The following is a 25,690-nucleotide window of genomic DNA, read 5'->3' on the forward strand; positions in this document are numbered from 1 at the left end:
CGCGGGGCAACCCGATGGCTTGCAGCGCATGAATTATAACGCAAAAAGGAATACCCGATGAGTGTGGAGTTCTGGCGCGACGGCGCGGTTGGGTTCGTCAAGCTGAACAACCCGCCCGTCAATGCGATTGGTTTGAGCGTGCGTCAGGGTCTTATGGATGCATTGGATTGGGCCGAGGTGCAACATGACCTGTCCCGCATTGTTCTGCATGGTTCCGAGCGCGTTTTCGCCGCGGGTGCAGACGCGAAAGAGTTCGATGCGCCGCCCGTAGCACCGCATCTGCCGGACATCGTCAACCGGATTGAGCTGTGCGAAACGCCGTGGGTGGCCGCAATTACCGGTGCCGCCTTGGGCGGGGGGTGTGAGCTGGCACTGGCGTGCCGGTATCGTATCGCGAAGCCCGGCGCCAGTATTGGACTGCCCGAAGTCACGCTGGGCGTTGTGCCCGGCGCTGGTGGCACCCAAAGACTGCCGCGTTTGATTGGAATGAAGGCTGCGCTTGAGTTGATCTCGACCGGAAAACCGGTAACGGCTGAACGCGCCGAAGCCTTGATGTTGGTCGATGGGGTCGCAGACGATCCCGTTCACACGGCGCAATACTTGGATCTTGGAACCATTGAGCTGTCTTCACGTGTCGGTCAGTTGGAGCAGCCTGAGCTTGATGAGGATGTTTTAGAACAGGCCCGTCAGGCAGTGCGCAGCAAAGCAGCACTCCAGCTCGCTCCGGAACGGGCCATTGATCTGGTCGCGCTGTCAGCTACGACTGGTTTGACAGAGGGGATGGCCAGGGAACGCGCGGCATTTCTTGAGTTACGTCAAGGTACACAGGCGCGGGCCTTACGTCACATTTTCTTCGCCGAGCGCGGCGCGCGCGCTCCGGCAGGGTTAACGACGCAACCTGCGCCTTTGGATCACGTGGCGGTTGTCGGGGGTGGCACCATGGGTTCAGGTATCGCCTATGCTCTGTTGAACGCAGGTGTTCGCGTCACATTATTGGAGACGGATGCAGACGGCGTCACGCGCGCGCAGAAAAATGTCGAACGCGTCATCGACGGCAGCGTCAAGCGTGGTCTGATTTCTGAAGCTGAAGCTTCTGATCAACGGGGCCGGTTCAAGGCGTCGTCGAACTATGGTGACGCTTCTCAGGCGAGTCTGGCGATTGAGACAGCATACGAAGACATGGATGTCAAAAAAGACATCTTTGCCGCGATGCATTCGCATCTTCCCTCCGATACCATCCTTGCCACGAATACGTCTTATCTCGACGTCGATATCATCGCAGCGGGGCTGAACGATCCGTCCCGCGTGTTGGGGCTGCACTTTTTCGCGCCTGCCCATATCATGAAGTTGCTGGAAATCGTGCAGGGACAGGCGACCGGCGAACGGGCTTTGGCCACCGGGTTTGCGCTGGCGAAGCGGCTGCGCAAGGTCCCGGTTCTTTTGGGTGTATGTGACGGCTTCATAGGAAACCGAATTCTGGCCCGCTACCGCGAGGCAGCCGACACCGTTTTGCTTGAGGGGTCTACCCCTTGGGAGATCGACGAGGCCATGGTCGAATTCGGGTACGCAATGGGTCCGTATGAAGCCCAGGATCTATCTGGTCTTGATATTGCCTATGCCAATCGCCGCCGTCAGGATGCGACCCGCGATCCGAACCGGCGATATATCCTCATTGCGGATCGCATGATCGAACTGGGCAAGCTTGGCAAAAAAGCTGGGGCCGGGTGGTACCGATATCCGGGTGGTGGCGGCAAAGTAGAGGATCCGATTGTCGCCGATCTGGCGATTGAAGAAGCCCATTTTGCCAAAGTCACGCGCCGCTACTTTTCGCCGGACGAAATTCGTGAACGGCTGATTTTTGCAATGATCAAAGAAGCTGTCAGCATCCTTGAGGAAGGTATCGCCAAATCGGCCAGTGACGTCGATCTGGTCACGGTGTTCGGATACGGATTTCCCCGCTGGCGCGGAGGGTTGCTGCACTACGCTGATGACTTCGGTTTGGATAAGGTTCTTGCCAAACTGGAAGACTTTGCGAAAGAGGATGAAGTCGTCTGGAAACCCAGCGGGTCTTTACGTGAATGCGTCCGACGCGGTGTGCCCTTGGCGGAGATGTTTGACGGGAAGTGATCCGGGATCAGCGCCCGGTTGGCCTGAGGCTGAACGGGATGAATGTTGCGACGATGCTTGCGGCGTTCAGGCAAAGGCTGTTTCTCAGCGCCGCCTAAACCTTGCTAATACCGTCGCAACAGAGTTCTTGCGGTCTTACCAGGAATTGTATGACAGGTACTTGCCCGACATTTCGACCTTGACCCGATCACCCTTTTCATGCGGTACGCGGGTGACCTGCATGTCGAAATCAATTGCCGACATGATGCCCGTTCCGAATTTCTCTTCGATCAGGGCCTTCAGGGTTGGGCCGTATACACCGACGATTTCGTAAAACCGATAAATACAGGGGTCGGTTGGAACACTTTGTTCCCACACCTTTGTCGGCGGCTCTTCCAGCACACCAGCCGCCTCTTGCGGCAGGCCCATTGCTGCGACGAGGGCTTCGGCCTTTTCTTTGGGGAATGCGTTCATACCCATGCAGGCAGAATGCGTCCAAACCGGTGACATGTCGATTTTCTCGGCGATCCCTTCCCAAGTCAGGCCAGCTTGTTTTTTTGCCGACAGGATCATCAGGGTTACGTCTTCTTTTGTCATCATCGTGGGTAGCTCAAGTGTATCTTTCATGGGGGGTCCTCCTTTTTGATCTTGATGTGTCGACGCGCCGAACCGGTCAGTCGTTGACGGCGCGCAGTTGTGGGTTTTGTTCGGTAGAAGCCGCGGCAGGCTCGGTGTGATCAATCACAACCGATTCCGGCATTTGAGCCGCTCCGTCGCTGGCTTGCCCGGCCAGTTCTTTCGAGCGTTGTCCGAGGAACTGCACAAGGTGATTGCGGATGGCATAATAGTTCGGATGCTCGACAATCTCGGTTCGGTTGCGCGGTCTTGGGATGGTGATTTCGACAGATTCCGCAACGCGGGCAAATGGCCCATTGGTCATCAGCAGGATGCGATCGGCCAACAGGATTGCTTCGTCGATGTCATGGGTGATCATGAACACGGTCTGTTCGGTCTCGCCCCATACCTTGAGCAATTCATCCTGAATGGTACCGCGTGTCAGGGCATCCAGCGCGCCAAAGGGTTCGTCCAGCAGCAGAAGTTTTGGCTGATTGGCAAAGGCACGCGCGATCGAAACACGCTGACGCATCCCACCTGAAAGTTGGCTGGGTTTGCGATGTACGACATCGCCTTCCAGTCCGACTTTGGCCAAAAACTCGCGGGCGTGGGCGTCTACCTTGGCCGCTGGCCAATCCGGATAGCGCGCTTTGACACCGAAGGTCACATTCTTCAATGCGGACAACCAGGGAAGCAATGAATAGTTCTGGAAAACCACGCCCCGGTCCAGCGAGGGGCCGGACACCTCGAACCCATCCATTTTGACCACGCCCGAAGTGGGTTCAGCCAACCCCGCCAGAATGTTCATGATCGTCGACTTGCCACAGCCGGAATGGCCGAGGATGCAGACGAACTCGCCCTTTTCGATGCCAAAGCTGGCGTTTTCGAACACGGTCAGGGTTCCGCCCTGACCGTCGGGGAATTGCTGGGTCAGCAACTCGATATTGAGAAACGGCTTGCTCATGATGCTGCTCCTTATTCCGCATAGGCCACGGCGCGTTGCAGGTAGGCAAAGGCCGAGTCCAGCAGCATTCCGACGACGCCGATCATGAGGATTGAAAAGATGACTGAGGTCAGGTCGAGGTTGTTCCACTCGTTCCAGACATAGTAGCCAATACCTGTGCCACCCACGAGCATTTCTGCCGCGACGATCACCAGCCAGGCGATACCAATCGAAATGCGCATCCCAGTGATAATGGTGGGCGCGGCTGCAGGCAGGATCACTGTGAATGCTGTCCGGAGCGGCCCAAGTTCGTGCGTGCGCGCAACGTTAACCCAATCCTGTCTTACTCCTGCGACACCGAAAGCTGTGTTGATCAGCATTGGCCAGATCGAGCATATGAAGATCACGAATATCGCACTGGCCTCACTGTCCTGAATGATGAAAAGCGCCAGTGGCATCCATGCCAGCGGGGAAATCGGGCGTAGCACCTGTATGAATGGGTTGAAGGCCTTGTAAGCGACCTGACTCATGCCGATCAGAAAGCCCAACGGGATCGCCACCAATGCGGCCATCAGATAGCCGGTAAGGACGCGATAGATCGAGTATCCAATCTGAATGCCGATCCCCTTGTCATTGGGGCCGGCATCATAGAATGGGTTCGACAGCTGCTCCCACGCTTTGGCAAGTACCTGGCTTGGGGGTGGAACACCGGCTTTCTGTGCTCCGCCACCGGTCAGGCGTTCGTATTCCGTCAGCTCTCCGGCCGCTTTCTGAGCGGGGATTGCGGCCTCCCAAATCAGGAGGCCGACCACCAACATGACCACCGATAAAAGCGCGGCCCGCTGGTTCAGTGTTAGGTTGTCCAACATTTACGAAGCTTTCCCAATCGCGAAGCTGGAGACGTAACCTTCGGGGTCTTTGGGATCGAAGGTTTTGCCCATGATGGTGTGGGTTTTGTAAGTCACGTCCGGGGCGTCATATCCCAGGTCGTTCATGATCTTCTTAGCGTCTGCCGCCAGATAGACTTGTTCAGCCACACCTTTGTAGTCCACGTCGCCTTCGATATACCCCCAACGTTTCATCTGGGTCAGGATCCAAACGCCCATCGAATGCCAGGGGAACGGGTCAAAGTCGATCCGATCGGGTACCTGCTGAACTTCTCCGAGGCCGTCAGCATAGGTTCCGGTCAGAACCTGCTCGATCACGGGAACCGGCTGGTTCAGGTAATTTGTCGGTGCGATGGCTTCGGAGATGTCTTTGCGATTGTCCGGGTTCGACGCGAATTGCGTGGCGTCGATGATCGACTTGAGAAGCGCGCCATATGTGTTGGGCAATTCGGTCGCAAAGCTCAGCGGCGCGGCAAAGGCACAGCAAGGGTGACCTTCCCAGATGTCTTTGGTCAGGGTGTGAATGAATCCGATGCCTTCCCACACAGCACGCTGGTTGAACGGGTCGGGCGACAGGTAGCCATCCAGGTTTCCGGCTCGCAGGTTGGCAACCATCTCTGGTGGCGGAACAACGCGGATTTGGATATCGACATCCGGGTCCAGACCGAACTCGGCCACGTAGTAACGCAGAAGGAAGTTGTGCATCGAGTATTCGAACGGCACGCCGAAGGTGAAGCCTTTCCACTGCTTCGGATCACGTTTGTCCAGATGCTCATTCGAAAGCACGATGGCCTGCCCGTTGATGTTCTCAACCGCGGGCATGATGTAGGGCGTTGCCACAGATCCGGCGCCCAGCGTCATCGCAAGTGGCATCGGGGTTAGCATGTGGCTGGCGTCGTATTCACCGGACAGCGATTTGTCGCGTGCCACGGCCCAACCGGCTGTTTTGATGACTTGGGCGTTTAGTCCGTAACGTTCGTAAAAGCCCATTGGCTGGGCCATGATAATCGGCGTCGCGCAGGTGATCGGAACAAACCCGATATTCAGGTCGGTTTTTTCTGGCGTGCCCAGATTGTCGAGAATGGCAGCCTTGGCTTCGTCGAGTGGGAAGACGGACGCAAGGGCAGCAGCAGCGGTACCGCCACCCAGCATGCCCATGAACGAGCGACGGCTAATGTCGTTTTGTCCAAAGACAGACCGCACGATTGCGCTTTCCACAACGCGTTCGGTCATTTCCTCGGATGTCATGATTTTCGCTTCGGTATGATCTTTGTAATGCCCATGTCCCGACAAACACCCCTCGCAGCCGCAATCGGCCCCGTGTCTCAGATCGGTTTTCGCGGAAAACGGATTTCCCAAGCTCTTTATCGTCATGGCTACGCCCTTTCGCATTGAAGTTGCGATCATCGTGGCAGCCGCATTCGTTAAGAAATAGTAGGGGCATAAAATTTGTGCACATTATAAAACCCATCGGAAACAGACGCTTATAAGGTTGACTGAGCGGTAAGGGTTACGAAAAATCGTAAATTACGAAATCTCGTATCGCACTTTTGCGTCTTGCCGATAGACTGGGTGCATGTCTTTGGATCTTTTGCCTCCTGATTCCGTTTTGCAGTCGATGCCCGAAGCTGCGCTGGTTCTCGACACAACGTCTGACCGGGTCGTTCAGTGGAACAGACCCGCCGCTGATTTGCTTGCGGGTTCTCCCAATGCGACGCCGCAGGCTTTCTCGTCTTACCTGAAGGACGCGTTTCCGCAGTTCATTGTTTTCATCGAGGAGGTAGACCATCGATGTGAAAGCTGGACGCGAGATGTGACCCTGACATCGGCTCAGGGTCTGGCAATTCGATCAGAACTTCGCGCGCGGCCGGTACGTGGAAAAACCGGTTGGCTGATGATGACGATCACCGACCTTGATGCGCTGGATCAGCGGGCAGAGTTGACCGCAACAGCCGAAGCCTTTCGTGGTGGTATACTGGAATGGCAACGCACCGAGGGGTTCTTTGCCGAACTTGAACGACAGAACCAGCTGATCCTGAACGCGGCTGGCGAAGGGATTTATGGTGTGAACGCAGAAGGCAAGACAACCTTCGTCAATCGCGCAGCGCAAGAAATGCTGGGGTGGACGAGCGAGGATTTGTTGGGCAAAGACATTCACTCGATGATCCACCACCACCATTTGAATGGCGAAATATACCCTTCGCAGCAATGCCCTATCTATCGTTCGTTCCGATTTGAACAGGTGCACAGGATCGAGGATGAAGTCTTCTGGCGGAAGGATGGTAAGCCGATCCGGGTCGAATATGTATCGACGCCAATCTACGACCAACAGGTTCTGGCCGGAGCGGTGGTAATCTTCCGCGATATTACCGAGCGAAAGGAAAATGAGCGTAAACTGCGGGACGCGTTGGATGAGGTCGCAGCGTTGCGGGATCGGCTGGAACAGGAAAACGCCTATCTACAAGAGGCGATCACGTCGGAACGTGCGCATCACGACATTATTGGCACTTCTCCGGCTATTCGACAGATCGTGACGCGGATCGACCTTGTTGCTGAAACTGACGCCACTGTTCTTGTCTCAGGGGAAACGGGAACTGGCAAGTCGCTGGTGGCTACCGAAATCCACAAGGCCAGCCCACGTGCGCGCCGACCGTTGATCCATTTCAAATGTGGGTCACTTGCAAGGGACGAAATCGAGGCCGAGCTGTTTGGTCACGTCCGCGGCGCGCCCAATGGCGCAACAAGGGATAAGCCCGGCAAGCTGGAATTGGCCCATGGTGGCACGCTGTTTATTGATGATGTCGAAGAGTTGCCCCTGGAGATTCAAGGCAAGCTTTTGGCCGCCTTGCAAAACGGAACAGTAACCCGCTTGGGCGACACACGCGAAAAGCCCATCGACATTCGCGTTATCGCCGCGACTTCACTGTCCGAGGCGCAGGCGCGGCGGGCGGATGTCATTCGCGAAGACCTGTATCTATTTCTAAACGTATTCCCCATCAATTGCCTGCCGCTGCGCGACCGGCAAGAGGATATCCCGTTACTGGCGACGCATCTTCTAAAGATCGCCTGCCGTCGCCTCAACCGCCCGGTTCCTGTCCTGACCGAGCGTGGCGTTCAGCAGCTTCAGGCTTATGACTGGCCGGGAAACGTGCGTGAATTGCACAACGTAATAGAACGGGCTGCGATCGTTTCACAGGACGCGAAACTTGTGATCGAACTTGCCGGTCCAGCCCAAGGCGGACAGACCAATATGGCCTTTCGAACCGAGGCACAGATGCAGGACCTTATGCGTCTGAACCTGATTTCGATTCTGCGCGAGACACAGGGGCGCATCTCAGGCACGTCGGGGGCTGCAGCTTTGTTGGGCGTCAAGCCAACGACGCTGTATTCACGGATAAAATCAATGAATATCCAGGACGCTGAGTGGCACTGAAAAGATAGTTGTGGGTTGCTGCTATCCGTTGGGGCGGGTGCGTAATTGCCGCGTAGCCGTTTCTTGCAGTGAGCATCCTTTTTGTCGGTGAGATCAAAATCTTTGTCGCAATTGGTCAGGAATGGGTAGAGCGATCGCTCTACCCTTGGTTCATGACCGGCACACAGTACCAAATCGCAGAAAACCTTGATCGGCAATTCTCGGAAATGGGGTTTGCCACGCAAGGGGTCGAAGCCTTGCGCGAAGGGGCCAACGTATCCCTGCGCACCCTCTACAAATACTTTCCCAGCCGCGAGGCCATGGTGATTGGGGCATTGGATCACCGCGACGCAGCCTATTCGGATTGGATCGGGAGTGATCGGGATGAAGGCGCGGATCATGTCCTTCATGTTCTTGTGCGCCTGTCAGATTGGTTGCATGGCGTGTCGAACACAGGCTGTTTGTTCCGCAACGCACTTGCCGCCTATCCTGAAAGCGATGCGATCCGTGAGGCCGTGACCAGCCACAAGGCACATGTCCGGGATATGTTCCGTAAGCGGCTGCTGTGCGTAGCCCCCGACTGTGATGTCGAAGTACTGTCTGAGGCATTGTTCATCTTGCACGAAGGTCTGACAGAAAGTGCCCGGCTACTAGGGGCCGGCCCCGCGACAAATGCCACGATGCGCTGTGCCCGTGCCCTGCTGGCCGAAGCTAATATCCACTGACTGTGAATATCTGGAACGCAACAAAGGTTCTGAAATGAAGATCAAGGAAATCCACATCTACGCCCATGACTTGCCGGTCAAGAACGGGCCCTACACGATGGCGAATGCAGAAGTTTGGGCGTTGGACACGACGCTGGTCAAACTGGTGGATGCGGACGGAACCGTCGGCTGGGGTGAAACCTGCCCCGTTGGCCCAACTTATGCCGAGGCACATGCCGAAGGGGCCCGCGCTGCCTTGGCGCAAATGGCAAAGGGTCTGATCGGCGCTGACCTATGGCCGGTGTCCTTGCATCAAAGGATGAACAGTTTGCTGAACGGCCACAACTATGCAAAGGCCGCGATTGACATCGCCGCTCATGACTTGATCGGTAAAAAGCTGGGGGTCAATGTCGCTGAGCTTTTGGGGGGTGCGCTTACCGACAAGGTACCATCCTATTATGCAACCGGCGTTGGGGCTCCTGATGATATCGCTCGACTGGCGCAGGAGAAACAAAAGGAAGGATACCCGCGTCTGCAGATCAAGGTAGGTGGTCGTCCGGTTGAAATCGACATCGAGACCATTCGCAAAGTCTGGGAGGTTTTGGCCGGAACAGGCATGCGTCTAGCGGTGGACGGGAACCGGGGTTGGACGACCCGTGATGCCCTGCGGGTCAGTCGGGAGTGCCCCGAAATTCCCTTTATCATGGAGCAGCCCTGCAACACGTATCAGGATCTGCAGAAAATCCGCCCGCAGGTCACGCACGGTATCTATATGGACGAAAACAGCGTCGACCTGAACACCGTCATCTCAGCCGCTGGTACAGGTTTGGTGGATGGGTTCGGGATGAAAGTAACCCGGATAGGCGGCCTGCAGAACATGCGCACGTTCCGTGACATCTGCGAAGCCCGCAACCTGCCGCATACATGCGATGACAGTTGGGGTGGAGATATCATCGCAGCCGCCTGCACACAGATCGCGTCAACCGTTCGGCCAACACTGATGGAGGGCGCATGGCTCGCAGCGCCGTACATCGAGGGCAATTATGATCCGGTGAACGGGATCAAAATCGAAGGTGGTCATATTCAGCGTCCAATCGGACCGGGTTTGGGCATTACCCCTGACGAAACCAAATTCGGCGCGCCTGTCGCCTCATTCTGACGGAGAACATGATGATCCCCGAAACCATGCATGCTGTTCAGCTTACAGGCCATGGCGGTATCGAAATGCTCGAGTACCGCACGGACGTGCAAATCCCCCAGCCCCGTGCCGGAGAGGTGTTGATCCGCGTGGCTGCAGCAGGTGTCAACAATACCGACATCAACACCCGTATCGGCTGGTATTCAAAGGCAGTTACCGAAGACACCAATACAGGCGGTGCTTCGGGCTTTGACACGGTTAATGACGCGGATGCCAGTTGGTCCGGTACACCGTTAACGTTCCCACGCATTCAAGGAGCAGACGTATGCGGTTATGTCGCCGCGGTCGGAGAGGACGTAGACCCGACCCGTATTGGTGAGCGTGTAATCGTGCGAAACATGCTGCGTAGCTATGTCGATTACCGCCCCTATGAATGCTGGACCATCGGCAGCGAATGCGATGGCGGTTTTGCGCAATTCTGCGTGGCCCCGGGGCAGGAAACCCATGCGGTAAACTGTGATTGGGACGATGTGGAACTTGCCGCAATCCCCTGTGCCTATTCCACAGCCGAAGGGATGCTGCACCGGGCAAACCTGGGCGCGGAAACCGTGCTGATCACAGGGGCTTCGGGCGGGGTAGGCTCGGCAGCTGTCCAACTGGCCAAACGACGCGGCGCGCATGTCATCGCCTTGTGTTCCCCGGCAAAAGCCGAGGCCGTCCGTGCACTGGGGGCCGATCAAATTCTGGACCGAAACGCAGATTTGGTAGCAGTGTTAGGCGAAGGGTCGGTAGACGTTGTCGTTGATCTGGTGGCAGGACCGCAATGGCCCAGCTTGCTGGATGTGCTGCGTCGGGGTGGGCGCTATGCCACAGCCGGAGCGATCGCGGGGCCGATCTGCGAGATTGATGTGCGCACCTTGTACCTCAAGGACCTCACGCTGTTTGGTTGCACGTTCCAAGAGGACATCGTGTTCGAAAACCTCGTGAAATACATAGAAGACGGGGAAATCCGCCCCGTGGTTGCCAAGACTTATCCGCTTAATGAAATCGCCACGGCGCAAGAAGACTTTCTTGCCAAGAAACACACAGGACAGCTGGTGCTGATCCCACCGCGGGTGTCATCATGAAGATAAAAAAGATCGAGCTTTTTGAACTGCATTTACCCTATGCCGGTGGATCTTACGAATTGTCGGGCGGGCGGATCTATACCGGCTTTGACAGCATCATCGTTTGCGTAACCGCGCAGGATGGAACTGAAGGCTGGGGAGAATCCACTCCGTTCGGGCCCAACTATATCGCAGCGCATGCAAAAGGCGCGCGTGCAGGTGTCGAAGAGATCGCGCCCTATCTGATTGGCCGCGACCCGCGCGACGTCGACCGGATCAATGACGCAATGGATGAGGCATTGTTGGGTCACAACCACGCCAAGTCGGCGATTGATCTGGCCTGTTGGGATCTATTCGGTAAATCCGTTGGCCTGCCAGTGTACAAACTGCTGGGTGGCGCAACGGGCAACCGTCTGCCAGCGATCAGTTCGATCTATGCAGGCACACCCGAGGACATGCGCGCCCGCGTCGCTGAGCACCGTGCCAAGGGTTACATGGGTCATTCGATCAAGGTGGGCGCTATGGACTCTGAGGGTGGTCCGGCGCTGGATGCTGAACGGATTGCTGCGTCGTTGGCGGATCGCCAGCCGGGTGAGTATTTCCTTGTCGATGCCAATGGCGGTCTGATCCCCGAAACGGCATTGCGAATGCTGCGCGCTTTGCCCGATGGTTTGGATTTCGTGCTCGAAGCCCCGTGCGCAACGTGGCGCGAGACCCTTTCGCTGCGTCAGCGGTGCGACGTGCCGATCATTCTGGATGAGTTGGCACAGGACGATGGTGACATAGCCAAGCTTGTGGCGCTGGATGTGGCGGATGGGATCGGCCTTAAGATCTCGAAAGCCGGTGGTTTGACCCATGCGCGTCGCCACCGCGATATTTGCCGTGCCGCGGGGTTGACGATCAGCGTACAGGATACGGTCGGCTCAACCCTGTCCGCGGCTTCGATTTTCCATATGGGTGCGACGGTTCCGGAACGTCTGCTGCGCTGTGTGTTGGACCCACGCGATATGGTGACCATCCAGACCGGAGCGTTTGACGCGCCCATCGAAGACGGAGGCGTGCTGCCCCCGGACGCACCTGGCCTAGGCGTTACAATGAACCGGGACCTGCTGGGGCAGGCCGTAGCAAGCTGGGAAGAATAAACATGTTTCAGGATAAGAAAGCCTTGGTGACCGGCGCGGCCGGGGGCATCGGGTTGGCTATTGTCAAACAACTGCGGGCCAAGGGTGCGCAGGTGGCCGTCGCTGATCGGTCCACTAACGGAATTGAGGCCGAGGCACACCTGCCGGGTGATCTGCTGGATTCAAACTACAGCGACCAACTGGCAGCCAACGCACAACAGGCATTGGGGGGGCTGGATATCGTCATAAACAATGCAGGCGTTATCACTCGTGGCCCGGTCACCGAAACCTCGGACGCGGATTGGGTCCTGTCCATGGGCGTGAATGTCGAGGCCCCGTTTCGGATTTGTCGCGCCGCAATCCCTTTGATGGCCGAAACCGGAGGAGGAGCCATCGTAAACACGGCGTCTTGCTGGGGTGGTAAAGCTCCGGGTCCGAACCATGCGCTTTACTGCATGACCAAGGCGGCGATTGCGTCTTTGACGGAATGTATGGGGATGGATCACGCGCACCAGGGCATACGCATCAACGCCGTTTGCCCCAATGAAGTGAACACCCCCATGTTGAGGTCAGGCTTTGCAAAGCGGGGGTTTGATCCGGACAAAGCCGTGGCTGAGTTGGGTCAAACGGTGCCACTGGGTCGGATCGCAGAACCGGATGACATTGCAGACGTCGTTCTGTTTTTGGCTTCCGATGCGGCACGCTACATGTGCGGCACATTGGTCGAGGTCAACGGTGGAAAGCCGGTCGCATGAGACGGTTTGAGAACAAGGTCGCGCTTGTTACCGGTGGCCGTTCAGGCATTGGGCAAGCCATTGCAGAACGCCTGACGAACGAAGGCGCGCGTGTTTTCACAGCGCAGCGGGGGCCAGATGATCGGTTCGAAGGGATCTCTGCCGATTTCACTGACCCAGCCTCGCCCGCGCAAGTCGTGGCCGAAGTGATTGCCCGCGCCGGGCAACTGGATGTGTTGGTCAATAACGCCGGGATGATGCAGGAAGCCCGCGTCGAGGATATGGGTCTGTCTGACTGGCAGAGAAACCTTATGGTTAACCTGACCGCGCCGTTTTTGATGATTCAGGCCGCCTTGCCGCATTTGCGCAAAACGCGTGGCAGCATCGTCAATACCGGCTCGATTGAGGGGTTGGGCAGCAATCCGGGTCATGCCGCTTATTGTGCCTCCAAAGCCGGCTTGCATGGCCTGACGCGCGCGGTGGCCGTGGACCACGGAGCCGAGGGTATTCGTTGCAATGCAATCGCGCCGGGCTGGATCGATACAGAGTTGAACCTGGATTTCATAGAGTCCATGCCCGATCCAGACACGTTCCGCCGTGATATCGGGAAAATCCATCCGGTTGCCCGAACTGGTAAGCCGGAAGAGGTTGCGGCACTGGCCGCGTTTTTGGCCGCCGAAGAAAGTGGGTTCATCACCGGGCAGGTCTATACGGTTGATGGTGGTCGGATGGCAAAGCTCAGCCTGCCATGAACTGATCGTTGTTGTTCGCGTTGTCGTGAAACGGGATTTTGCTCTGCACTTGTTTGCTGCTAAGCGGTATCTGGTGAAACGGAGACATGATCGTGGCAGAGCATAACTGGACGGATGCCATTCTGGATCGGCTTGCGGGCGAGAGCACCCGCTTGGATATCCCGGATGGCGCCGAACTATTCGCCCCAGGCGCCTACGGCGAAGTGTTTCTGATCGTCTTGTCTGGTGTCGTGCGAGTGGAACAGACCGGGCCGTCTGGTCGCACGGTCGTTTTATACAGGGTCGGACCCCACGATAGCTGCGTTATGACGACCTCGTGTATGCTGGCCGACACGCCCTATTCTGGCTTCGGCTATGCCGAAGGGCAGGTGACTGCGCTGGCGATCGGACGCGAACGGTTCAATGCGCTGCTGGCCGCAGATGCCGATTTCCGGGCTGCTGTTTTCGCCGCTTTCTCGCAACGCATTGTAGAGATGTCCGAGGTTATTGACGATCTGCTTCTCAATCGTATGGACCAGAAACTGGCTCAATGGCTGGTTGATCAAAGCGACACTGAAAATGAGATTCACACAACCCACCAACGCATCGCAACAGAACTTGGCAGTGCGCGTGAAGTCATGTCTCGTATCCTCAAGGATTTCGAACGGCGAGGCTGGGTTCGGCTGGAGCGGGGCGTCATTCACGTTCACGATATCGTGTCGCTAAAACGGCTGAGCCGACGCGAAACTGTGTGACCGCGTCACATTAAGTCGGGCCGTAATCTGCGACTCTCTCTTCAGACAAACGAGGAGAGTCGATTATGCAAATGTCATCTAATGTAGGAACGTTCGACCGTCTGGCACGCTTGATATTGGGGTCCGTACTGATCCTTCTTTCGGTTACTGGTACAATCGGTATTTGGGGTTGGCTGGGTGCGATTTTGGTCGTGACGGCCTTTGTCAAATTTTGCCCGATCTATGCGATGCTGGGTCTTTGCACTGACAAGGAGGCCGGACGATGAATGGAGCACTTGGCCCGTCTCGTCGCGCGGTTCTTAAGTTAGGTGTTGCAGGTGCCTTGGCGGGTCCTGCGACAATCGCGGCAGCAGCAAGCCAGATCAACACAGCGGTTGATCCGGCAAAGCTGAAAGACCGACAGCGCACCCCGCTTGGGTTGTACTTGACGCCGCATGATGCCCACGCCGCATTGCGCCGAAATCCGGACATACTGTTCGTTGATGTGCGCGATCCTGTCGAGATTTCGTTCGTTGGGCACCCACAAGGTCTGGATAAGATCATCCCTTTGGCAATTGTGACCCATACGGTTGATCCCAACAGCGGGCAGTACCGAATGGTCAATAACCCCAATGTCGTACAGGAATTCAATGCATTGCTCGAAGCAAGCGGAAAAACAAAAGACGCGGCAATCTTCGTAACCTGTCGATCCGGCGCGCGATCAGCCGTCGCTGCACGCCAGCTTATTCAAGCGGGCTATTCGAATGTCTGGAATCTCGTGGAGGGGTTTGAAGGCGACCGCGACGCAAACGGTGTACGCGCATTGAACGGGTGGCGGAATGCAGGGCTACCTTGGGGGTATACCCTTGGGCCCGGTGTCGCGTGGACGCGACCCGCATAAGTGGGCTATAGACAAGGCTATTGGCGGTTGAGTTGGCCGGTTTTTGCTTGTGCAAAAACTGGCCTTCAGCTGCGTTTCAATTTGTAAGATATGGACTGCACATGCGACGCAGACCTATCTGAAATCGTTAGGAAAAGACCTCCCCGAGTGCTTTTCCATCGTGGTTAGCGCTAAGATTGTTGACGTAACCTAACAGTTGCGTGAGATTTTCGGCCTGCGGCAAAGTAACCTTTGCTCTCCCTGTCGGCTCACTTCAATACTGGCACATCTGTCGTTTTATGCGGAGCTTTCATGCGAGTCAGCGTAGGCATCGCTGTTTCAATTCTGGTTGCGTTTTCTATCGGTGTTTCAACGTTCATTGTTCATTCTCTTTGGTGGACAACTGCGCGTGATAACAGCCGTATGTTGGCGGCTGAGATCAACAGCCAGATTGCGAACACGGTCCGCATAGAAGTCGGCGCATCGCTCAGGTCTGCTGAGGCAGCGTGGGCAGCCGTGCGAACAATCTTTGTGCAGAACGTGATCGAAACGCGCGAGGCGGATAAACGCGAGTTTGTCTTTCTGTCTCAATTGCAGGCTCAACCGAGTATCTCGTGGATGTTCTTCGGTTGGCCCGACGGGAACTTTTTCGCCTCGCACCGTTTGGGTGACGGCGGGCTTGAGATGATAGAAATCGACGAAAACATCCATGACCGGATGTTGCGCACGGATCGCTACATCTTCATTCCCGGGGATATTCAGTTCGAAGAACGGTCTTTTTCCGAAACCGATTATGACCCGCGTGACCATGCGTGGTTTGGAAATTTCATGGGCCTGAATTCCCAGGGATGGATCGAGGCGCGCGATCTGCCGGGCAGTGATAAGACGGTTTATGCCTTTGCCGGGCCTGTCGACGTGAACCGTACACGGCAGGGAGTTTTGGCGGTTGCAATTGAAACAGACCGGATCTCGCGGTTTCTGGCGACTTTGCATCCAGGCGAATTTGGTGCTGCCTTTATTCTCGATGCGAATGGCAAGGTAATCGCGGTACCAGATGCGGAAGCGGACGAGGTGACACCTGCCCGGATGGGTGAGGGTGAGCTGTATGAAGTCGCTATGATCTCGGGCGAAAAATTACTTGGCGATCCGAAAACCAAGGTTTCAGGCAGTCAGACAAAGCGAGTCGTGATAGATGATGTGCCCTATGCTGTCGCTCTGACACCATTGGGCTTTTACGGGTGGCGGGTGGCCACAGTAATTCCGGAATCTGCTTTCCTTTCCGGCATTGATGAGACGTTGATCAATCTCCTTTACATCCTGATTGGCGTGGTCGTTCTTGCGATTAGTTCTGCGATTTGGCTGGTCCGCCGCGTGGTCGCCAACCCGCTTGCGCGCATTGCCGAAGACCTTGGCCGGATTGAACGATTTGACGTTGAACGTATCTCGCGCAGACCGTCCAACCTGTCGGAACTGGCCAATCTGTCTGCAGCGACCGCCAGCATGGCAGCAGGCCTGTCGGCGTTCCGAAAATACGTTCCGACCGATCTTGTTCGGATGCTGGTTGCCGAAGGTATCAAGACGCAGCCCGGCGGGGATATGAAGCAGATATCGGTGCTGTTTTGCGATGTCACCGGCTTCACGGGGCTGTCCGAAAAACTCGGACCTCAAATCGTCCAGCTGATGGAACCGTTTTTCAGCGCGGCATCGGCAGCTATTACGCGGCATGACGGAACCATCGACAAATTCATGGGCGATGCAGTGATGGCGTTCTGGGGTGCGCCGCGCAAAGATGTTCATCATGCGGAGAACGCCTGCCGGGCAGCACTGGATCTTGTTACTGCCGTGGACGAAGCCGGAATTGTGGATGAGGCGGGCAATCCCCTTCGTGTCAGGATCGGCTTAAACAGCGGCGAGGCACTGGTGGGGAATATCGGTTCTGAACAACGTCTGAACTATACCGCGATCGGTGATGTGGTAAATGTTGCCAGCCGTCTGGAAGGGGCCAACAAGGACTATGGTTCTCAAATCCTGATCGGACCTGAGACGCGGCATGAGGCGGCCGAAACGATTATTGTGCGTGAGCTGGACACTTTGACCGTCTTTGGTCGTTCAGAAGAACTGATCGTTTATGAGCTGATCGCTATGGCTGATGCGTTTGACGGTGGACATACGTGGATTGGCTCTTACGAGCAGGGTCTGGCGCATTACCGGGCGGGTCGGTTTGAAGAGGCAGTCAAAGCTTTTGAAACCGCCGATCATGAGCGTGGTGGAGATCCGGCCTCGGTCGTCATGAAGACACGCGCCAAGGAGTTGCTTGAAAACCCGCCGGCGCAAGGCTGGCGAGCAGTTGCAAGCACTGACAAAAAGTAGTGTTTAAAAGCCTTCCCCTTTAGGCGTTGAAGCATTTTACGATCCGCTGGGTCAATCATCCCGTTGATTAAGCACTCCTGTGCCACCTGTATGACTGGCTCAAAAAGAAGTCTTGTGAAACAATTGAAACACGAGATTTACGTTTTGAAATAGCTTTGAAACACGCGCGTTTTAGAAATTCGGGATGACCAAGGATATGGCGAACGATTTTGCAGAAATCGAAAGAGCGCGAGATTTGCTGCGCGACGCTATTGAGTCCTTGAAAGAAGGTTTTGCCCTTTACGACGATGATCGCCGCCTTGTGATGTTCAATCAGCGCTATGCGGACATGAACAAGGGCGTCGCGGATCTGCTGAAGCCGGGTTTGGATTGGGAAATCCTCATGCGTGAGACCGCGCGCCGGGGTATTTATGCCGGTGCAATCGGGAATGAAGAGAAATGGGTTTCTGATCGTCTCGCCAATGGTATCGAGTTTATTCAGGATTATGAACTCACAGAGACAGACGGTCGAACGTATCTAGTCTCGGTCCATCCGACTAAATTGGGTGGTTTTGTTGTCACGCGAGAGGATATAACTGAAAGAAAACGAGCCGAGAACGAAGAACGCGACGGAGACCTGCTGATCCGCAAAGTGCTGGATTCCAGCTCGGCTATTGTGACCATGGCACGTGTTGGTGACGGTCAGATCCTTTACCGGACCCCGGCTGCCTTGCAGATGTTCGGGCCGTCAAAATCCGCGAAAGAACATTACCTCAACCCTGAAGAACGAGCCGACTTTATAACGGTACTATTGGCGGACGGCCGCGTTGATGACTACAAGCTCGACCTTTTGAACGCCGATGGCAAGGCGTTCCCAGCATCCATCTCCTCGCAACTTATCGACTACAAGGGTGAAGAGGTCATCGTTACCAGCATTGTCGATTTGACAGTGCAAAAAGAGGCCGATGCTTTGATCCGGCAGGTCATGGCCTCGTATCCCGCAGCGATCAACATGACCAATGCGGAGACGGGCGAAGTGTTGTTTGCGACGCCTGAGATCAAAGCGCTTTTTGGGGACGCCCCGAGTTCGAAGTCATATTATGCCGACCCAACGGAACGCGAACGATACCTGAAAGAACTTCGCGCAGCAGGTTCGCTCAAGGATCGTCGGGTTGAGTTCGTTGATGCCAACGGGCGAAAATTCTGGGCATCGGATTCCTCTCGGCTGATCGAATTCAACGGCGAGGAAGTCATCATCTCGAATACGCGGGATATGACAGATGAGCTGGCGATCGAGGAAGAGCTTTCAAGCCAGCGAGAACTGCTTTTCCAGAACGAGAAGATGTCGGCCTTGGGTGAGCTGTTGGCCGGCGTGGCGCATGAGTTGAATAACCCACTTTCCGTTGTCGTCGGTCATTCCCTGATGTTGAAGGAAGAAATCGCCGATCCTGATCTGATGGTCCGGATCGAAAAGATCAGCAACGCGGCCGAGCGCTGTGCCAAAATCGTCAAGACGTTTCTGGCGATGGCGCGTCAGAAACCCAGCAAGATCGAACAAGTTGATCTGGTCGGTGTAATCGAAACCGCCGCAGACGTCGTTGGTTACGGCCGAAAGACAAGCGACATCACGATCCGGCAAAACCTGCCAGCTGGACTACCCCGCATTGCGGCTGACGCAGATCAGATTACGCAGGTTGTTATCAACCTGATTATCAATGCTGAACAGGCCATGAACGCCTCTGGCAAAGGTGATCTGATAGAATTGACCGCCTCGGCGAAGCCGGACAGCGAAATGGTTGAAGTGCAGGTCAAGGACAATGGGCCGGGCATTCCCAAAGCCATTCGCGCCCGTATCTTTGAGCCGTTTTTCACGACCAAGGACGTGGGCGAGGGAACGGGTATTGGTCTGGCCTTCTGTCACCGCATCATTCTTTCGCATGGCGGGCAGATCAGGCTGGATCCCAACGAAGGCGCGGGAACCTGTTTCCGAATTTTGTTGCCCATTGCGATGGGCCAAAAGCCTGACCCGGAAGAACCCGCGGCACAGGTTCCACCGGTTGAACACCGCAAGATACTTGTTGTCGATGACGAGGCCGACGTCGGCGAGCTGAACGCCGAAATTCTGCGCAAAGAAGGTTTTGACGTTGAGTTTGTAACCTCTGGTGAAGAGGCCCTCCGTCGTCTTTTGAAGAACAAATATGACGCGCTTATCAGTGATCTGAACATGCCGGGCGTTGATGGCCGCCGTATCTACGAAACACTGAAAAGCCATTTGCCGGAGATGTTGGCAAGAACCGCCTATGTCACCGGCGACACCATGGGAAAGAGCTCTCTGACTTTGCTCAGAGAGTCTGGCCTGCCTTACCTTGAGAAACCCGTTTCACCCTTTGAACTCAGACAACTTGTCGGGCAACTCATCGCCGACCAGAAGGACACAGCAGATGGATAACCAAGAAACTCATATCCTGGTTTGTGACGACGAGGTCGATGTGCGCGATATGCTGCAGGAATACCTGGGCAAACGGGGTTACAAGGTTTCGGCGGTTTCGGGCGGGCAGGAGCTTCGGCAGATTATTGCAGCCGATACGGTGGATGTCATGATTATGGACATCAACATGCCCAAGGAAGATGGTCTTTCCATTCTAAGGTCTCTGCGTCCCGAAAACACGACACCTGTCATTATGTTGACCGCGGCGGGCGACGTGGTGGACAGGATCATCGGTTTGGAAATGGGAGCAGATGACTACCTGGGCAAACCCGTTGACCTACGTGAGCTAGAGGCACGCATAAAAGCTGTTATCCGGCGTAGTGCGATCAATAATGACGCAAGCCCTGAAAAATCAGAAGGTCAGACTGCTGTATTCGGTGATTGCACGCTGGACCTGGAGGGCGCCAAACTCTTGGCGTCGGACGGGTCTGAGATTCAACTGACAGCGATGGAATACAGCCTGTTGAAGGTTTTCGCCGAAAACAAAGGGCGCGTTTTGAACAGGGATCAACTGTTGGAACAGGCCCATGACCGCTCATGGGACCCTTTTGACCGGAGCATAGATATCCGGATTTCGCGCCTGCGCCGAAAACTGGAAACGAACCCCGAGAAGCCCGAGGTTATCAGAACCGTTCGTGGGATCGGCTATCTTTACGATCCAAAATAAACGCGCTCTTCAGACGCAAGTCTATCACCTGCTGCTAAAACCTGCGCGATTTCTAAAGTACAAACCAAGCGACTTTCGCCACAAACCATCAAGCGCTGCGTCCTGCGCGTAACGGCTTGTGTTGTATGTCTCGTGCTGTTCGCCGCCTTGTGTTGCAGTGCTTTTCGTATTTATCGCCCAAACGTTTCAATTGTTTCAGGCCAGAAATGAGCCAAGATTTCCGATTGCAGATTCTTTATATTTTCTAAGCGCTTTCATGGCTGTGTGACCTGCTTCACATAGTACAAATGAAACATTAAACGCCCCCAAAAGACATCGCCCTGAAACAATGAAAAGTCAGATTTTACCCATTCAAAACGCAAATGGGTAAATCCAATGACTATTCCATTTAGATCTTCCGAAGCAGACAATGCACCGATCGTCGCATTGCATTCTTCCGCGTCGAACAGCGGCCAGTGGCGCCAGCTGAAAGCAGAGCTGGAAGGCCGTTTTAAGGTCCATGCTTTCGATCTGCCTGGCTACGGCAAAGCGCCTTTGACAGGTGATGCGACGCAGAAAGGGGCCGCAATTTCCGCGACCTCGGTTATCCGGGAAATTGAAAACCTGGGACGCGCTGTTCATCTTGTGGGCCATTCAAACGGCGGTGGTATCGCGATCAAGGTTGCATTGATGCGCCCTGATCTGGTCAAAAGCCTGACGCTCTATGAACCCGCAGCCTTTCACGTTCTGAAAAACGGTGATGATGCGGACAAACGTCTGTTTCAGCAAATTCAGCTTGTTTCTGCGCAGGTGACTGCGGCCGCTGCCTCTGGTGAGGCTGCGGACGGGATGAAGCATTTCCTGGATTTCTGGAACGGTCGGGGCTTCTGGGACGGTCTTCCCACCGCGGCCAAATGGAAATTTGCAGGGATGATTTCGTCGATCATGGCTGATTTCGCGAACGGTTTCGCTGAAACCTGGACGCTGAGTGATCTGAGCAAGCTTGAGATGCCGGTATTGGTGATGATGGGGTTGGAGTCTCCGGAAATCACACAGCATGTTTCGGCTGCCATCGCAAAGGCGCTGCCAAATTCAAGGATCGCTTTGCTTCCTGAACTTGGACACATGGCGCCGGTTTTCCAGCCAAGCTGGGTCAATTCCAGAATCTTTGAACATATCGCTGGGGTCGAACGACCTGTGGCGAAGTTCAGCTGGCCAAGCCAAGCCGCTGCATAACGAAAAGAACTCGATAATTAACGAAACCCAATACCGGCGAATTCCGGTAACAAACTCAGAGGATTGAAAACATGGGCATTCAAACATCAATCGACGCGACAACCGATTTCACCGCGATCAAGGCCAAGCAAAATGTGGCTTGGGGATCGGGCGACTACAGTAAGGTCGGCGTCACGCTACAAATCACCGGCGAGGAGCTGGCCGAGGCGATGGACCTGCAACCCGGTGCCAAAGTTCTGGATGTGGCGGCAGGAAACGGCAATGTCACACTGGCCTGCGCAAGACGTTTCTGTGATGTCACGTCAACCGACTACGTCGAGGCCCTGTTAGACGCCAGTCAAAAACGCGCTCAGGCCGAAGGTCTGTTTGTGACGTACAAGGTCGCTGACGCCGAGAACCTTCCATTTCAGGATCATTCCTTTGACGCTGTCGTCTCTACCTTTGGTGTGATGTTCACGCCCAACCAACAGCAAGCTGCAGCTGAACTTCAGCGCATGGTGGTGCCGGGCGGCAAGATCGGGATGGCCAACTGGACACCGCAGAGCTTTGTTGGCCAGCTTTTCAAGACAATCGGACGGCATGTGCCGCCGCCTGCAGGCGTGAGCTCTCCAGCGCTTTGGGGGGACCGTGATTGGGTGGATGAGGCGTTTGGAGCCAACTGCGATGTGCGCTCGTTCCAACGGAAGAACTTTATGTTCCGCTACCGTTCCGCCGAACATTTTTTGGAGTACTTCCGGTCTTTCTATGGTCCTATGCACAAGGCCTTTGAAGCGCTGGATGTAGTCGGGAAGGAAGCCTTGCAGGACGACATAATGACACTTGTCGCCAAGTTTGACGTCTCGACAGGTGACACATTGTGCCTCGCGTCCGAGTATGCAGAAATCGTAGCCGAGCGCCGCTGAAACGGGTGAGAAAAGCTGCCTCGGGGACGTTGTGAACCGGGGCAACACAGGTCGGCAAAATCTGGAATAAGTTATAGTTTTAAAGGGTAAGATCATGGCTGAACGCACACTTTACGAGAAATACGGCGGGTTTTCGAAGATAAGTAAGATCGTGATCTCGTTTTATGACATCCTTTTGGACAACGATGAGGTTGGTCCATTTTTCGACGACATAGACATGACGCGGATGGTCGATCACCAGACCAAATTTGTCGCTTCGTTGCTTGGTGGACCCGCGTCATACACAGATAACCAACTGCGTCAGCTGCATTCTCATCTGGATATCAGTGACGCGCATTTCGATGAGCTCGAGGCCGTTTTGCGGGACGCTTTGCACAAACACAGCCTGGATATTGAGGATGTTGAAGCCGTCGTTGCAGAATTCGGCAAACGTCGTCCTTTGATTGTTGGGTAACTCATGACTATCGAAGCTATCAATGAACAACTGCTGCGCGCGATTGGTGTTGGCGTCGCCCTGTTGGACCGCGAAACTCTTCAGTTCGGGTTCCGGAACGACACATTCGAAGATTGGTTCAGCAACGAAGATCAGCCGACCCAGTTGCCGCAGCTTTTCCCTGATTTGGATATAAGCGCGGTCCGGCAAAACCTGTTGGAAAGCGGGCGTTACACATCCGAAATTAGTTTCAAGAAAAAACGCCGGACACTGGTGATCGCGCTGGATTTTACCGTGGCGCATGATGATGTGCTGGTTCTTGTCTGCCAGAACATCACCCGCATCAAAGAGTTGGAAACCATGATCGATTCCTATTCGATGATGGTGGAGCGCAACACGCGCGAGCTTAAGCGTGAAAAAGAGCAGGTCGAAAAGCTGCTGCTGAACCTCATGCCGCGATCTGTCTACGAGGAATTTAAGACCTTCGGCGTGGTGACGCCCCAGCTTTACGATCCGGTGTCTGTACTGATGCTGGATTTCGTTGGGTTCACGGACATGGTTGCCTCACAGGATCCGAGCGTCACGGTGACAGAGTTGAACGACATTTACAGTGCGTTTGACCGGATCGGTGAGCAATTCGGATGCGAACGCATCAAAACGATTGGCGATGCCTATATCACGGTTGCCGGTCTGCCCGACCCCACACCTGACCATGCCAAAGCCATCGCGAATACAGCAATCCGTTTTGTCCGCTATCTAAACCGCCGGAACCTAAGCCACCCACACCAATGGCGCTGTCGCATCGGTTTGTCGTCGGGGTCGGTTGTCGGTTCGGTCGTTGGAATTCAAAAATATGTCTACGACATATTCGGGCCCGCGGTAAATCTGGCTTCCCGCCTGCAAGAGTTTTCCGAGCCGATGGAAATCTCCGTTCAGAATGAGGTCGCGCAGGTGCTCAAAGATCGTTTCAACTTGGAAACAGTAGGCACGAAAGCGATCCGTGGTTTTGGCGAGCAAGAGGTCTGGCGATTGACGGACGATGATTGATCCACACCTGATGGATTGAGCGCTTTATGCACGCATGTCGGTGTCAGACCTGCCCCATGAAGGCGCTGGTTCAGCGTGCAGCGTTTGTTCAGCTACATATTTTTTTGACCCTGGAACCCGATATTTGTCGGTTCCGGCGTTGTTTATGTCCGAATCCGACGCTGAAGAATCTGGGCTCGGTTGCGTAGATTATCATCAGCAACCAATAGGAGCCCTCATGCGATACTCGGCGCTGCGACTTTTCAAAGAGGCGATAACCGGCCACAAAGGCTGGGGTCCGCAATGGCGCGACCCTGCACCTGCGGATTCCTATGACTATGTGATTGTTGGCGGTGGTGGTCATGGTTTGGCGACGGCGTATTACCTGGCCAAGGAATTTGGTGAGGCGCGGATTGCCGTTTTGGAAAAGGGCTGGATCGGTGGCGGTAACGTGGGCCGCAACACAACCATCATCCGTTCAAACTATTTGCTGGACGGGAATGAGCCGTTCTATGAGTTCTCGCTGAAACTGTGGGAAAATCTGGAACAGGATTTCAACTACAATGCGATGGTCAGCCAGCGCGGTATTCTGAACCTCGTCCACACGGATGCGCAGCGCGATGCGGCGCGGCGGCGGGGCAATGCGATGATCTTGAACGGATCGGATGCCGAGCTGCTGGATACCGACGGTGTGCGCGCGATGTATCCGTTACTGAACTTCAACGATGCGCGGTTCCCGATCAAAGGTGGCCTGCTGCATCGCCGAGGAGGCACGGTGCGTCACGATGCGGTTGCGTGGGGCTATGCGCGCGGTGCGGATATGCGTGGCGTCGACATCATCCAGAACTGTGAGGTCACTGGCTTCCGCATCGAGAATGGCAAGATTCTGGGGGTCGAGACTTCGCGGGGCTATATCGGCGCTAAAAAGGTCGGTGTTGCGGTTGCGGGCAGTTCCAGCCGCGTGATGGAGAAGGCGGGGATGCGCCTGCCCATCGAAAGCCATGTGTTGCAGGCTTTTGTGTCCGAGGGGCTCAAGCCGTTTATTCCGGGCGTTATCACCTATGGTGCGGGTCACTTCTATTGCAGCCAGTCCGACAAAGGCGGACTGGTCTTTGGCGGTGACATCGACATGTACAACACCTATGCCCAACGCGGGAACCTGCCGGTGGTCGAGGATGTGATCGAAAGCGGCATGTCATTGATACCGGCGTTGGGTCGTGCGCGTTTGCTGCGCAGCTGGGGTGGGATCATGGATATGTCCATGGACGGCTCACCCTTTATCGACAAGACGCATATTGATGGGCTCTTTTTCAATGGCGGCTGGTGCTATGGCGGGTTCAAGGCCACGCCCGCGTCTGGCTATTGCTTTGCTCATCTTCTGAAAACCGACCGTCCGCATGAAACCGCGACTGCCTACCGGCTGGACCGCTTTATGACCGGTCACATGATCGACGAAAAAGGGCAGGGTGCCCAACCGAACCTGCACTAAGGAACAAGGC

Annotated in this window: 23 protein-coding genes; 19 read left to right on the forward strand and 4 right to left on the reverse strand. The window is 55.4% G+C overall.

All coding sequences use genetic code 11. The annotated features are described in order from the left end of the window. Positions 1-57: 57 nt before the first annotated feature. Positions 58-2,127, forward strand: coding sequence for a 3-hydroxyacyl-CoA dehydrogenase NAD-binding domain-containing protein (locus ACR0BD_RS07745; protein WP_480829789.1), 2,070 nt, complete (start codon positions 58-60; stop codon positions 2,125-2,127). 135 nt (positions 2,128-2,262) lie between these two features. On the opposite strand, the gene cynS is transcribed toward ACR0BD_RS07745, so the two are convergent. Genes cynS through ACR0BD_RS07765 form a run of 4 tightly spaced genes read right to left on the reverse strand, consistent with a single transcriptional unit; the run spans position 2,263 to position 5,925 of the window. Next, positions 2,263-2,733: a cyanase gene (gene cynS, locus ACR0BD_RS07750; RefSeq protein ID WP_480829790.1), complete on the reverse strand. Its 471-nt coding sequence runs from the start codon at positions 2,731-2,733 to the stop codon at positions 2,263-2,265. A 46-nt stretch (positions 2,734-2,779) separates the two neighbouring features. Further along, positions 2,780-3,685, reverse strand: a complete 906-nt coding sequence (locus tag ACR0BD_RS07755) for an ABC transporter ATP-binding protein (protein ID WP_480829792.1) — start codon at positions 3,683-3,685, stop codon at positions 2,780-2,782. Positions 3,686-3,696: 11 nt separating this feature from the next. After that, positions 3,697-4,533 (reverse strand): nitrate ABC transporter permease, encoded by an 837-nt coding sequence (gene ntrB, locus ACR0BD_RS07760; protein ID WP_480697141.1) that lies wholly within the window; start codon positions 4,531-4,533, stop codon positions 3,697-3,699. Beyond that, complete coding sequence (locus ACR0BD_RS07765) at positions 4,534-5,925, reverse strand: CmpA/NrtA family ABC transporter substrate-binding protein (RefSeq protein ID WP_480829793.1); 1,392 nt, start codon at positions 5,923-5,925, stop codon at positions 4,534-4,536. Between the two features lie 202 nt (positions 5,926-6,127). On the opposite strand from ACR0BD_RS07765, the gene ACR0BD_RS07770 reads away from it, so the two are divergent. From ACR0BD_RS07770 to ACR0BD_RS07855, 18 genes are all read left to right on the forward strand, one after another. After that, positions 6,128-7,984 carry a sigma 54-interacting transcriptional regulator gene (locus ACR0BD_RS07770; protein ID WP_480829794.1) on the forward strand — a complete coding sequence of 619 codons (1,857 nt, stop codon included), beginning with the start codon at positions 6,128-6,130 and terminating at the stop codon, positions 7,982-7,984. A gap of 68 nt (positions 7,985-8,052) precedes the next feature. Then, positions 8,053-8,688 (forward strand): TetR/AcrR family transcriptional regulator, encoded by a 636-nt coding sequence (locus ACR0BD_RS07775; RefSeq protein ID WP_480829795.1) that lies wholly within the window; start codon positions 8,053-8,055, stop codon positions 8,686-8,688. 34 nt (positions 8,689-8,722) lie between these two features. Further along, positions 8,723-9,826, forward strand: a complete 1,104-nt coding sequence (locus tag ACR0BD_RS07780) for a mandelate racemase/muconate lactonizing enzyme family protein (RefSeq protein WP_480829796.1) — start codon at positions 8,723-8,725, stop codon at positions 9,824-9,826. A gap of 11 nt (positions 9,827-9,837) precedes the next feature. Beyond that, positions 9,838-10,932 carry an alcohol dehydrogenase family protein gene (locus tag ACR0BD_RS07785; protein ID WP_480829797.1) on the forward strand — a complete coding sequence of 365 codons (1,095 nt, stop codon included), beginning with the start codon at positions 9,838-9,840 and terminating at the stop codon, positions 10,930-10,932. Continuing rightward, positions 10,929-12,053: a mandelate racemase/muconate lactonizing enzyme family protein gene (locus ACR0BD_RS07790; protein ID WP_480829798.1), complete on the forward strand. Its 1,125-nt coding sequence runs from the start codon at positions 10,929-10,931 to the stop codon at positions 12,051-12,053. Before ACR0BD_RS07785 ends, ACR0BD_RS07790 begins: the two co-directional genes overlap by 4 nt. A gap of 2 nt (positions 12,054-12,055) precedes the next feature. Continuing rightward, positions 12,056-12,787, forward strand: a complete 732-nt coding sequence (locus tag ACR0BD_RS07795) for an SDR family NAD(P)-dependent oxidoreductase (protein WP_480829799.1) — start codon at positions 12,056-12,058, stop codon at positions 12,785-12,787. Beyond that, the gene (locus tag ACR0BD_RS07800) at positions 12,784-13,518 is read left to right on the forward strand and encodes an SDR family NAD(P)-dependent oxidoreductase (RefSeq protein WP_480829800.1); all 735 of its coding nucleotides are present in this window, start codon (positions 12,784-12,786) and stop codon (positions 13,516-13,518) included. Before ACR0BD_RS07795 ends, ACR0BD_RS07800 begins: the two co-directional genes overlap by 4 nt. A 92-nt stretch (positions 13,519-13,610) precedes the next feature. Further along, on the forward strand, positions 13,611-14,252 hold the full coding sequence (locus ACR0BD_RS07805) for a Crp/Fnr family transcriptional regulator (protein WP_480829801.1): 642 nt from the start codon (positions 13,611-13,613) through the stop codon (positions 14,250-14,252). Positions 14,253-14,317: 65 nt separating this feature from the next. Further along, on the forward strand, positions 14,318-14,518 hold the full coding sequence (locus ACR0BD_RS07810) for a YgaP family membrane protein (protein WP_480829802.1): 201 nt from the start codon (positions 14,318-14,320) through the stop codon (positions 14,516-14,518). After that, positions 14,515-15,132, forward strand: a complete 618-nt coding sequence (locus ACR0BD_RS07815) for a rhodanese-like domain-containing protein (protein WP_480829803.1) — start codon at positions 14,515-14,517, stop codon at positions 15,130-15,132. The genes ACR0BD_RS07810 and ACR0BD_RS07815 overlap by 4 nt, the downstream gene beginning before the upstream one ends. 291 nt (positions 15,133-15,423) lie before the next feature. Continuing rightward, positions 15,424-17,481 carry an adenylate/guanylate cyclase domain-containing protein gene (locus ACR0BD_RS07820; protein WP_480829804.1) on the forward strand — a complete coding sequence of 686 codons (2,058 nt, stop codon included), beginning with the start codon at positions 15,424-15,426 and terminating at the stop codon, positions 17,479-17,481. 184 nt (positions 17,482-17,665) lie between these two features. Then, entirely contained in the window at positions 17,666-19,909 is a 2,244-nt protein-coding gene (locus ACR0BD_RS07825; RefSeq protein WP_480829805.1) for a hybrid sensor histidine kinase/response regulator, read from the forward strand. After that, a complete protein-coding gene (locus ACR0BD_RS07830; protein ID WP_480697169.1) occupies positions 19,902-20,615 on the forward strand; it encodes a response regulator in 714 nt (237 codons plus the stop codon). Before ACR0BD_RS07825 ends, ACR0BD_RS07830 begins: the two co-directional genes overlap by 8 nt. Before the next feature lie 375 nt (positions 20,616-20,990). Then, positions 20,991-21,830, forward strand: coding sequence for an alpha/beta fold hydrolase (locus tag ACR0BD_RS07835; protein WP_480829807.1), 840 nt, complete (start codon positions 20,991-20,993; stop codon positions 21,828-21,830). Between the two features lie 71 nt (positions 21,831-21,901). Further along, the gene (locus ACR0BD_RS07840) at positions 21,902-22,732 is read left to right on the forward strand and encodes a class I SAM-dependent methyltransferase (RefSeq protein WP_480829809.1); all 831 of its coding nucleotides are present in this window, start codon (positions 21,902-21,904) and stop codon (positions 22,730-22,732) included. Between the two features lie 94 nt (positions 22,733-22,826). Beyond that, positions 22,827-23,186 carry a group I truncated hemoglobin gene (locus ACR0BD_RS07845; protein WP_480697175.1) on the forward strand — a complete coding sequence of 120 codons (360 nt, stop codon included), beginning with the start codon at positions 22,827-22,829 and terminating at the stop codon, positions 23,184-23,186. Between the two features lie 3 nt (positions 23,187-23,189). Continuing rightward, positions 23,190-24,212, forward strand: coding sequence for an adenylate/guanylate cyclase domain-containing protein (locus tag ACR0BD_RS07850; protein WP_480829810.1), 1,023 nt, complete (start codon positions 23,190-23,192; stop codon positions 24,210-24,212). Positions 24,213-24,429: 217 nt separating this feature from the next. Further along, positions 24,430-25,680 carry a sarcosine oxidase subunit beta family protein gene (locus ACR0BD_RS07855; RefSeq protein ID WP_480829812.1) on the forward strand — a complete coding sequence of 417 codons (1,251 nt, stop codon included), beginning with the start codon at positions 24,430-24,432 and terminating at the stop codon, positions 25,678-25,680. Positions 25,681-25,690: the final 10 nt, after the last annotated feature.

It is taken from the genome of Ruegeria sp. G5, assembly GCF_056533365.1.

Coding starts and splice junctions, on each gene's coding strand:
- ACR0BD_RS07745 (WP_480829789.1), top strand. CDS start 58: ATGAGTGTGGAGTTCTGGCGCGACGGCGCGGTTGGGTTCGTCAAGCTG.
- cynS (WP_480829790.1), bottom strand. CDS start 2,733: ATGAAAGATACACTTGAGCTACCCACGATGATGACAAAAGAAGACGTA.
- ACR0BD_RS07755 (WP_480829792.1), bottom strand. CDS start 3,685: ATGAGCAAGCCGTTTCTCAATATCGAGTTGCTGACCCAGCAATTCCCC.
- ntrB (WP_480697141.1), bottom strand. CDS start 4,533: ATGTTGGACAACCTAACACTGAACCAGCGGGCCGCGCTTTTATCGGTG.
- ACR0BD_RS07765 (WP_480829793.1), bottom strand. CDS start 5,925: ATGACGATAAAGAGCTTGGGAAATCCGTTTTCCGCGAAAACCGATCTG.
- ACR0BD_RS07770 (WP_480829794.1), top strand. CDS start 6,128: ATGTCTTTGGATCTTTTGCCTCCTGATTCCGTTTTGCAGTCGATGCCC.
- ACR0BD_RS07780 (WP_480829796.1), top strand. CDS start 8,723: ATGAAGATCAAGGAAATCCACATCTACGCCCATGACTTGCCGGTCAAG.
- ACR0BD_RS07785 (WP_480829797.1), top strand. CDS start 9,838: ATGATCCCCGAAACCATGCATGCTGTTCAGCTTACAGGCCATGGCGGT.
- ACR0BD_RS07790 (WP_480829798.1), top strand. CDS start 10,929: ATGAAGATAAAAAAGATCGAGCTTTTTGAACTGCATTTACCCTATGCC.
- ACR0BD_RS07795 (WP_480829799.1), top strand. CDS start 12,056: ATGTTTCAGGATAAGAAAGCCTTGGTGACCGGCGCGGCCGGGGGCATC.
- ACR0BD_RS07800 (WP_480829800.1), top strand. CDS start 12,784: ATGAGACGGTTTGAGAACAAGGTCGCGCTTGTTACCGGTGGCCGTTCA.
- ACR0BD_RS07810 (WP_480829802.1), top strand. CDS start 14,318: ATGCAAATGTCATCTAATGTAGGAACGTTCGACCGTCTGGCACGCTTG.
- ACR0BD_RS07815 (WP_480829803.1), top strand. CDS start 14,515: ATGAATGGAGCACTTGGCCCGTCTCGTCGCGCGGTTCTTAAGTTAGGT.
- ACR0BD_RS07820 (WP_480829804.1), top strand. CDS start 15,424: ATGCGAGTCAGCGTAGGCATCGCTGTTTCAATTCTGGTTGCGTTTTCT.
- ACR0BD_RS07825 (WP_480829805.1), top strand. CDS start 17,666: ATGACCAAGGATATGGCGAACGATTTTGCAGAAATCGAAAGAGCGCGA.
- ACR0BD_RS07830 (WP_480697169.1), top strand. CDS start 19,902: ATGGATAACCAAGAAACTCATATCCTGGTTTGTGACGACGAGGTCGAT.
- ACR0BD_RS07835 (WP_480829807.1), top strand. CDS start 20,991: ATGACTATTCCATTTAGATCTTCCGAAGCAGACAATGCACCGATCGTC.
- ACR0BD_RS07840 (WP_480829809.1), top strand. CDS start 21,902: ATGGGCATTCAAACATCAATCGACGCGACAACCGATTTCACCGCGATC.
- ACR0BD_RS07845 (WP_480697175.1), top strand. CDS start 22,827: ATGGCTGAACGCACACTTTACGAGAAATACGGCGGGTTTTCGAAGATA.
- ACR0BD_RS07850 (WP_480829810.1), top strand. CDS start 23,190: ATGACTATCGAAGCTATCAATGAACAACTGCTGCGCGCGATTGGTGTT.
- ACR0BD_RS07855 (WP_480829812.1), top strand. CDS start 24,430: ATGCGATACTCGGCGCTGCGACTTTTCAAAGAGGCGATAACCGGCCAC.